This is a genomic window from Hypericibacter sp. (genome assembly GCF_050729195.1).
Classification (GTDB): Bacteria; Pseudomonadota; Alphaproteobacteria; order Dongiales; family Dongiaceae; genus Hypericibacter.
In genome coordinates, this window is record NZ_JBOHKS010000116.1 from 1 (window position 1) to 8855 (window position 8855).

9 protein-coding genes and 1 riboswitch are annotated in these 8855 nt (G+C 63.4%); of the genes, 5 read left to right on the plus strand and 4 right to left on the minus strand.

What is annotated here, in order from left to right; all coding sequences use genetic code 11:
• Positions 1-708 (plus strand): nucleoside hydrolase (locus ACREE8_RS08915; protein WP_431572636.1); only part of this gene is annotated, 708 nt, incomplete at its 5' end.
• A 51-nt stretch (positions 709-759) separates the two neighbouring features.
• On the opposite strand, the gene ACREE8_RS08920 is transcribed toward ACREE8_RS08915, so the two are convergent.
• From ACREE8_RS08920 to ACREE8_RS08930, 3 genes are all read right to left on the minus strand, one after another.
• Positions 760-1650, minus strand: a complete 891-nt coding sequence (locus ACREE8_RS08920; protein ID WP_431572637.1) for a hypothetical protein — start codon at positions 1648-1650, stop codon at positions 760-762.
• A gap of 7 nt (positions 1651-1657) precedes the next feature.
• Complete coding sequence (locus ACREE8_RS08925) at positions 1658-3055, minus strand: glutamine synthetase family protein (RefSeq protein WP_431572638.1); 1398 nt, start codon at positions 3053-3055, stop codon at positions 1658-1660.
• A 149-nt stretch (positions 3056-3204) separates the two neighbouring features.
• Positions 3205-3603 (minus strand): DUF805 domain-containing protein, encoded by a 399-nt coding sequence (locus tag ACREE8_RS08930; RefSeq protein ID WP_431572639.1) that lies wholly within the window; start codon positions 3601-3603, stop codon positions 3205-3207.
• A gap of 155 nt (positions 3604-3758) precedes the next feature.
• On the opposite strand from ACREE8_RS08930, the gene ACREE8_RS08935 reads away from it, so the two are divergent.
• On the plus strand, positions 3759-5354 hold the full coding sequence (locus ACREE8_RS08935) for a Rieske (2Fe-2S) protein (protein WP_431572640.1): 1596 nt from the start codon (positions 3759-3761) through the stop codon (positions 5352-5354).
• Here the strand turns inward: ACREE8_RS08935 and ACREE8_RS08940 are convergent.
• Entirely contained in the window at positions 5351-6298 is a 948-nt protein-coding gene (locus ACREE8_RS08940; RefSeq protein ID WP_431572641.1) for a DMT family transporter, read from the minus strand. The two genes, ACREE8_RS08935 and ACREE8_RS08940, sit on opposite strands and share 4 nt — an antisense overlap.
• Before the next feature lie 103 nt (positions 6299-6401).
• On the opposite strand from ACREE8_RS08940, the gene ACREE8_RS08945 reads away from it, so the two are divergent.
• The 3 genes from ACREE8_RS08945 to ACREE8_RS08955 all read left to right on the plus strand — a co-directional run.
• A complete protein-coding gene (locus tag ACREE8_RS08945) occupies positions 6402-7298 on the plus strand; it encodes a LysR substrate-binding domain-containing protein (RefSeq protein WP_431572642.1) in 897 nt (298 codons plus the stop codon).
• A gap of 34 nt (positions 7299-7332) precedes the next feature.
• A complete protein-coding gene (locus ACREE8_RS08950; RefSeq protein WP_431572643.1) occupies positions 7333-8205 on the plus strand; it encodes a choline/ethanolamine kinase family protein in 873 nt (290 codons plus the stop codon).
• A gap of 49 nt (positions 8206-8254) precedes the next feature.
• Positions 8255-8370: riboswitch (TPP riboswitch) on the plus strand.
• Positions 8371-8415: 45 nt separating this feature from the next.
• The coding region (locus ACREE8_RS08955; RefSeq protein ID WP_431572644.1) for a thiamine ABC transporter substrate-binding protein at positions 8416-8855 on the plus strand (440 nt) is incomplete at its 3' end.

An 8855-nucleotide genomic window follows, 5' to 3' on the forward strand; every position in this document is an offset into this window, starting at 1 on the left:
CCGGAGATCCATGGGGAGTCGGGCCTCGACGGCGCGCATCTTCCCGAGCCGCGGATGAAGCTGCAGCCGCAGCACGCGATCGATTGGCTGGTCGAGACCCTGATGGCCCGCGGCGATCGCGCCACCATCATCGCCGCGATTGCGCCCCTGACCAATATCGCGATGGCTCTGCGCCGGGAGCCCCGGATCGCAAGCAAGATTGCGAAGCTCATCGTCATGGGCGGCTCTCTGCGTGCGGGCGGCAACATGACGCCCGCGGCGGAGTTCAACGTCTTCGTCGATCCCCACGCCGCCGAGATCGTCTTTGCCAGTGGCATCGAGATCGCGCTCTTTCCACTCGACGTCACCTGGAAGGTGCGGGCCCGCCAGGAGCATGTGGACCGCCTGAGGGTCTCGAAGAGTGCGGCCGCGCGCACCGTCGCCGACCTGATGGATTTCTATCTCGGCACCGAGGCCATGGCCGAAGGCGGACGCCATACCGGCGCGCCGCTCCATGACGCCTGCACCATCGCCTGGCTGCTCGATCCGACGCTCTTCCGCGGCTCGCGCCTCGCGATCAAGGTGGAGACCGGAAGCCCGCTCACGCTCGGCATGACGGTCCCCGACTGGCGCGGCCTCTGGGGTGGCCCCGCCAACGTCGAAGCCTTCGAAGAGGCGGATGCGCCGCGCATCTTCGATCTGCTGATCGAGCGGTTGGGCAGACTGTAAAGGTCCTCGGCGCGTCACCCCTTTCGCCGCAAGCACGGGTCGAGGAAGTCGCTATGCCCGCATGCCAATGGCTGGGCGGAACGGAGGCCCGTCGAACGACCTGGGCGGCGGCTCCCACTGGCTGAAAGTCACCGCAAAGCTTCCTTCGCCTTGGGTCAAGGAGTTTAGAGAATGCTCATAACCCAAAAGGTTGGCCAGGGGCACCTTTGCGGTGATGATCCGCTCGTCAGCCCGAGATTCCATGCCGGCTATCTGTCCGCGTCGACTGTTCAGATCGCCGATGACGTTGCCCATATAAGTTTCCGGCGTCGCCACCTCCGCTGTCATGATTGGCTCAAGCAAGGCCGGCCGGGCCTTTGGAACGGCTTCGCGATAGCAGGCGGCGGCAGCGAAGCGAAAGGCCGCTAACGGCATTCGGGCATCTCGGCGCTCGGCATCGATCAGTGTGGCCCGGATACCGATCATCGGATAGCCCGCGACCGGCCCAGATTCCTTTGCAGCCATCAAGCCCGCTTCGACAGTTGAAGCGATTTCATACAGCAATTTGTCACCCGCCTCGACTCTTCCGAATGAAAAGTCGCTGCTGGTCGGTAATGGCTCAAATCGAATTCTGAGGCGAGCCGACACGTCGGGAGCGCCGATGTCCAGCTTGTGAGTGTGGTCCTGCTCGATCGCTTTCGTAATGGTCTCACGATATGACACTTGCGGCGGACCGGCATTAACCTTCACGTAAAACTCGCGATCGAGACGTGTGAGCGCATCCTGAAGCTGCGCCTCGCTCATTCCACCAACGACGATTTGCCGGCTCTCGCGATCAATACTGCAGTGGAGCAAGTCGTCATCACTAGTGAGCTGCGCGAGGGCATCGGCCATTCTTCCCCAATCATGCGCGGTGCTGGGTTCGATGGCGATGGTAATAAGCAGCAGCGCTGAATTGCCCATAGAGCCCTCACAGATACCACGCATACTCTCGCGAGATGATCTCGCTCATGATCTGCTCATGCTCGCCGCGTTTGACGGCAGCGTAGATCTGCAGATAGAGCGGATGGATCGCTTGGCGGAGGATCGTGCTCTGCTCGAGCCGGTCCACCGCCGCCATCCAGTCGAAGGGCAGGTCGGGATCGACCTCGCCGCTGACATTGCGCTGCTCGGCGGGCTGGCCCGGATCGAGCTGGTTCTCGATGCCGTGCTGGATCGAGGCGAGGAGGGCGGCCGCGACCAGATAGGGGTTGGCATCGGCGCCGGCGGCGCGATGCTCGATGCGCCGTGCCTTGGGCGATCCGCCGGGAATGCGGAACGCGACCGACCGGTTCTGGGCCCCCCAGCTCTTGTTCACCGGCACGAAGCGGTTGGGGCCGTAACGGCGGAAGGCGTTGAGGTTCGGGCTGCAGATCGCCATCGCCTCGGCCATCGTCGCCTGCAGGCCGCCGATCGCATGGCGCAGGGTGGCGCTGCCGAGCGGCGATCCGTCGTCGAACACGTTGCGGCCCGACTTGTCCAGCAGGCTGATATGGATGTGAGTGCCACTGCCATTGCGGTCGAGGAAGGGCTTCGACATGAAGCTCGCCCGCATGCCGTGCCGTTGGGCGATCGCCTTGATCACCCGCCGCTGCAGGATGGCATGGTCGGCCGCCAGAACCGGATCGTCGACATGATCGAGATTGATCTCATATTGCGCCGTCGCGAACTCCGTGCAGGCGACCGAGCTCGGGATGTTCTGCGCGCGGCAGGCCTTGTCGACCTCGGCGAGGAAACTCCCGAAGGCGTCGAGCTCCTCCAGGGAGTTGGTCTGCATGCTGACGAGACGCTGCTGGCTGCCGGGCTGGATCGGCGATTGCGGGCGACCTTGGGCATCCGGTGCCGGATCGAGCAGATAGAACTCGAGCTCGAAGGCCATCACCGGCTTGAGGCCGGTCGCGGCGAAACGGTCCGCCACCTGGCGGAGGATCTGGCGCGGATCGACGAAATGGGGCGGGCGCTCGCTGCGCGCCTGCGTCATCAGCAGCTGCGCGCGCGGCTCGTTGGCCCAGGGAACGGGCGCCAGGCTGCCGGGAACGGGGAAGGTCACGCAATCGGGGTCGCCGTCGCTGAAGCCGCGCCCGCAAGGGTCCACGGAATCGCCGATCGCGTAGAGGATGTAATGCGCCTCCGGCATCTGCATGCCGCTGGAATAGAGCTTCCCGGCCTTGTCGGCGGGATAGCGCTTGCCGCGCACGAAGCCGTTCAGATCGATATAGAGGGCGTCGATGAACCGCGTCTCGGGGTGGGCCCGCAGATAGTCCTGCAGCTCGTTCGTCGGTAGGCCTTCATCCATGATGAACCAGAGGTGAGTGACGGTGGCCGGCACTCTACCGGGAAGCGGTCTGCGCTACAAATGACTACCCCTTACGGGGTATGAACCGCGGCGCGCAATGCCTTGATATAAAACGCTTCGAGCCCCGGGTCGGAAGAACCCGGGGCTCACCATTTAGATTTATATCGGTCGGGCGTCGAGGTTTACTTGCCGCCCAGCGGATCGGGACCGAAACGATTGTCGCCGACGGTGCCGCGCAGGAAGCCGCATTCGATCAACGTCCAGATCCCGCCGATGACCGGGATCAGGGCGATCAGAATCCACCAAGCGCTCTTGTTGCGGTCATGCCAACGCTTTCCAGCGACACAAATGATGGGATAGATCAGCGCAAGACCGACGACCGTGCAGATGGGTCCATAGGGCGATCCTTCGAAGGTCAGCCCCAGCAATCCATCCAGGAAGCCCGCAATCCCACCGACGATGATGATCGCGACAATTCCGAACAGCCAATATTTTGAGCGCGTCGCCCGCCCGTTCAGCGATAGATAGACCCATTTCAGATCTTGGTCTGACGGCGCAGACATCGTCGGCATGGTTGCCATGACGATTACTCCCCTGTATTGCCCCTGATAAACCCATATTTGGGTCGCGGGGATAATAGTCCTCGCCGCGGGGGCCGACAATGAACGCGGCCCCTGGACATCCCCAATTCGCGTCGGGTTGACCTAAAGGCCCGACAGCGCGATTCTTAACCATCATGGATGACGGTGCGAACCCGAGCACGTGGTTAAAGGCCTGTAGCCGCGATGAACTCGAGCGGAACGGGCGCAAGCTGTTTCGTGCCGGCGCCAAGCAGATCGTGTTGTTTGCGACGCCGAAAGGTCTTCGCGCCTGCAACAATCGTTGCCCCCATGAAGGCTATCCGCTGAGCGAGGGAACGCTCGACTCCGACTGCCGACTGACCTGCAACTGGCATAACTGGAAATTCGACCTCGAGGACGGCGCCAATCTCTACGGTGGCGATCGCTTGCGGACATACCCGGTTGCGTTGCGCGGCGACGATGTCTGGGTCGATGTTTCCGATCCGCCGGCAGGCGAGCGCCAGGCGGAGGCGATCGCGCATCTGCGCGATGCCTTTGTCGACAAGGAATATGATCGGATCGCGCGCGATCTCGTCCGGCTGAAGCAGGCCGGCGGGGCGCTCACCGATGCGCTGGCGGCGGCGATCCTCTGGTCGCATGACCGTCTCGAGTTCGGCTGGACCCATGCCTATGCCGGGGCCGCCGACTGGCTGGCGCTGGCCGACGAGTTCCAGACGGATCCCGAACGCGCCCTGGTCGCTGTTCTTGAAGCCTTGACCCATATGGCCGAGGACAGCTTGCGCGAGCCGGAACATGGCTATGGCGAAGAGAGCATTCCCTATGACGAGAGCTCATTCCTCGCGGCCATCGAGGCCCAGGACGAAGCGGGCGCTCTGGCGCGATTGCGCGGCGGGCTCGATCATGGGTTGGGGTTTGCCGATTTCGAGCCGGCGCTGAGCCGCGCAGCGCTGGGCCACTACAATGATTTCGGTCACTCGCTGATCTATGTCGTGAAATGCGGACGCCTGGTCGAACGTCTCGGCCGGCATGTGGAGCGGCCGCTCCTGCAGTCGCTGGTGCGCGGGCTGGCCTACACCACACGCGAGGATCTGATCCCGGAGTTTCGCGGCTATGCCAAGGCGCTGGCAAAATTCGGCGCCGACCCGGCGCGCCCGCTCGATCGCGACGCCTTGCGCAGTGCCGGGATTGGGCCCGCGCTCGATCTGGTTGCGGCCGCGGGTGCCTCGCCGCCGCTCGATCTCTACGGCGCTTTGCTTGGCGTCAATGCCGAGCGCTTGCTGAATTTCGATCTCGCCTTCGACAACCGGAACGACAAGCCCGTGGCGGACAATGCCAACTGGCTCGATGTCACCCATGGCATCACCTTCGCCAATGCCGTGCGGCTGCAATGTGGCAAGTTCCCGGCACTCTGGCCGGCGGGCCTGTTGCAGCTCGCCTGCCATGCCGGGCGCAATCTGGGTTTTACCGATCCCAGGCAGGATCCGTCACGCTGGCAGGTTCCCGACGCGGACCGTTTCTTCGAGACCGAGGTGGCGGCCTTGTTCGATCACGGCATCGAGGAGGAGATCGTCGCGATTCATCGGGTGAAAACGCTGCTGGCGGCGCGCGAGGAATGGCGGGCCGGTGCGGCGGGAGAGGGCGGTCCGCACCTCCTCGCCGCCGTCAATCGCTATCTCCATGAGCCGATCAAGGGCCGCCATCCGCGTCGGACCGCGCGCCAGGCCATGGCCTTCGTCGCGCGCGAAGGCTAGCGGGCAGGCGCCTCGGCTTTCTGTTGGACCGTCCTTGGCCTTGGCATCACGATCAATCCGGCCATCGCAATCAGGACCATTCCGCCGATGGTCGCCAAATCCGGTGGTTCGGAAAAGATCGCGTAGCTCCAGAACGCCGCAAACGGCAGATAGCAGTAATCGAAGGTTGCGATGATCGTGGGCGGTGCCGATTGATAGGCTTTCGCCAGGCCCAGACTGATGGCAAGCATGAGCGCCGCCAGCAGCGCGAGGACAGCCAAGTTTCGCGGATCCATTGCTCCCCAGGCGCCCAACAGGAAGGGATAGGCGGAAGCAGCCGGCAGCATCGGTCGCCCGAGGGAGAGTGCGAGGGTCGCGATGGTGCCGACCCCGAGCAAGGCGAGATTGAGGCCCAGCGCCAGAGTCATCGGCGCTTCGTCGATGCATTTGGACCGTGTGATGATCGCCGCCATCGCATAGAGCAGGGCGGCGGCGACGGGTATCAGGGCCAGTGCGGTGAAACCATCGGCGGCCGGCCTCAAGATAAGGAGGACGCCGGCGAAACCGATCACGATGCCGGCCCACCGCCGGAGCCCAACCGGCTCGCCGATCAGCAAGGCCGAGAGCAGCGCGATGAAGAGGGGGGCGGTGTAGAGCGAGGCCGCAATGACGGAGAGGCTCAAGACCGGGACCGCGGCATAGATCGCCACATACATCAACGCCAGCAACAGGCTGCGCAGGCCGACCCAACCGCCCAGTCTCCAGCCGGTTCGGAAGGAACGAGAGCCCACTCCGGAAATAAGGATCAGGGCCGGAATCACGATGAGGGATCGCAGCACGTAGATCTGCCAAAGCGTGAACGTCGCACTGACATATTTGACAACCGCGTCGGCGAAGGACATCGCCAACACCGTGGCGACGATCGTGATGATGCCGATCGTCACCTGTTCCGGGCGTCGTTCCATTCTGACGACCATCTCTTGCTCTCCGTCGGCAAAACAGATGGATCATGTCGATTGATTTGTATATTCTTCATAATATGAATAGAGACATAAGACATTCGACATAATGAGAAACCTGTCGGTCGGCGGCCTGGAGACCTTTCTCGCGATCGCCGAAGCTGGATCGCTGCGCGCAGCAGCGGCGGCGCTGGGCGTGCAGCCGCCGGCTGTCAGTCAGCAACTGAAGGCATTCGAGGATCGCATTGGGGTGAGCCTCTTCACCCGGACGACGCGGTCCGTCGAGCTGACCGATGCCGGCCGCGCCTTGTTGCGACGCGCGCAACCCGCGGTCCTGGAATTGACTCAGGCGCTGGAGGAAGCCCGCGGGGTTGGCAATGCCACCAAGGGAAACATCAGGATAACGCTTCCTTATCGCGCCTATCAGCTCCGGATTGCGCCGCGGTTGGCTGCTTTCCAGAAAAAATACCCGGAGATCGAGATCGAACTCTCGTTCAATGAGGCCTTCGTCGATGTCGTCGCCGAGAGATTTCATGCCGGGATCAGGCTCGGCGATCGTATCGACGACGACATGATTGCGGTTCGTCTCACGCCGCCGCTGAAGGGGGCGTATTTCGCCTCACCGGCCTATTTCGAGAAGCATGGCCGTCCCAAGCAACCGCGCGATCTGTTGCACCACAACTGCATCCGCTACCGCTTCATCGGCTCCAACAGAATTGCCGAATGGCAGTTCCTGGGCCCCGAGGGCATGCAGTCCGTGGCGGTCAAAGGCAATCTGGTTTTCAACAGCTTTCAATCGGTCGTAGAAGCGGCGTTGGAGGGATTGGGAATCGGCTGGTCGCTTCGTGCCGGTGTCCAGGACGAACTGTCCGCAGGACGTCTGGAGACCATGCTCGACCGTTATGTTCCGACGCGACCCGGCTTCTTCCTCTATTACCCGAAAGAGAACGCGCGTATCGAGATTCTGAGACTGTTCATCGAATTCATGAAGGCGGGCCGTTCCTGAGCGGCCGGTTGGTTATGTCATTGTCATGGGTGCCATGAAATCTCTCTGGCTCGATCGATTGTCGGGCAAGGAACCGGGCTGGACGGCGACACCCCTGGCCGGTCTCACCAACCGCAGCTTCCTGCTCAGCCGCGGCGAGGACCGCGCGGTTCTTCGGCTGCCCGGACCCGGCACCGAGCGCTACATCGATCGGCGCGCCGAGCTGCATAACCACGAGATCGCGGCGGGCTTGGGCCTCGCGCCGCCGATCCTGTTGGCGGACTCGGACTGCCTGGTGACGCGCTATATTGAAGGGGCGCAGGGGCTCTCGCCCGAGAGCTTTCGCGACCCGGCCGTGACCGATGCGGTCGGCCGCCTGCTGGCGCGGCTCCATCGGAGCCATCATGCGTTTCAAGGCCGCATGGAGCTCTTTCCGAAGGTCGATCAGTATCTGGCGCTCGCGGGCGCCGAGGCATCCGCGGGACTGCGGCACCTCCGTGATCTGGCCGAGCCTGCGCGCGCGACACTCGCGGCCCATCCGGTGACGTGGGTGCCCAGCCATATCGATCCCTCGCCGGCGAATTTCCTGCAAGGACAGCAAGGGCTGTTCCTGATCGACTGGGAATATTCGGCCATGTGCGAGCCCGCCTGGGATCTGGCCGGCCTCGCCATCGAGGCGCGCCTCGACGAGACCCAGCGGCGGCGATTGCTCGAGGCCTATGAAGCACCGGATCGCGAGAGGCTGGCGGTCCGGGTCGAGCTGTTCCGGGCGCTGCTGCATCTGGTCGCCGCATCCTGGGCGGCGGCCCAGATGGTGACCGCCGAGGACCGGGATAGCTATCGGCATCTCGCCGATGAATATACGGCGCGGGCCGAGCCTTTGATCGCGGGACCGGCCTTCGGATCGCTCGTCGCCTCCCTTCGCTGAAGGGCGGCCGGCACCCGCTTGCAATCGCGGATTCCCTCCCTATGATGAGCGCCACTCAACGGGGTGCCCTTCGGGGCTGAGAGGAGAGACGGGGCCGTTCCCGCCTCCAACCCGACGAACCTGATCCGGGTCATGCCGGCGGAGGGAAATGAGCCGCTCACAGAGAACAGCTCGTCTGCGCACCCTCCGCGTCACCAAGGGAGCGACGCGATGCGCTTATTCATGTCTTTGGCCGCGATGGCAGCGGCGATTGCGATTTCCTTCGGCTTCGGGACGATAGATCCGGCCCAGGCCGAGACGCCGACGCTCAGAATCCTGACTTACGAATCCTTCACCTCGGAGTGGGGGCTCGGGACGGCGATCAAGCCGGCCTTCGAGAAGGAATGTGGCTGCAAGATCGAATTCATCTCGGTCGAGGACGGTGCCGCCCTGCTGTCGCGTCTCAAGCTCGAAGGCGCCAGCTCGAAGGCCGATATCGTGCTGGGGTTGGACACCAATCTGACGGTCGAGGCGGCTGCGACCGGCCTCATCGCCGATCATGGCCTCGATCTGTCCCAGCTCGATCTACCGATCGCCTGGACCGACAAGCAGTTCGTGCCCTTCGATTATGGCTGGTTCGCCTTCGTCTATGACAAGACCAAGCTCGCCAA

Coding starts and splice junctions, on each gene's coding strand:
- ACREE8_RS08930 (WP_431572639.1), bottom strand. CDS start 3,603: ATGGCAACCATGCCGACGATGTCTGCGCCGTCAGACCAAGATCTGAAA.
- ACREE8_RS08935 (WP_431572640.1), top strand. CDS start 3,759: ATGGATGACGGTGCGAACCCGAGCACGTGGTTAAAGGCCTGTAGCCGC.
- ACREE8_RS08920 (WP_431572637.1), bottom strand. CDS start 1,650: ATGGGCAATTCAGCGCTGCTGCTTATTACCATCGCCATCGAACCCAGC.
- ACREE8_RS08940 (WP_431572641.1), bottom strand. CDS start 6,298: ATGGAACGACGCCCGGAACAGGTGACGATCGGCATCATCACGATCGTC.
- ACREE8_RS08945 (WP_431572642.1), top strand. CDS start 6,402: ATGAGAAACCTGTCGGTCGGCGGCCTGGAGACCTTTCTCGCGATCGCC.
- ACREE8_RS08950 (WP_431572643.1), top strand. CDS start 7,333: ATGAAATCTCTCTGGCTCGATCGATTGTCGGGCAAGGAACCGGGCTGG.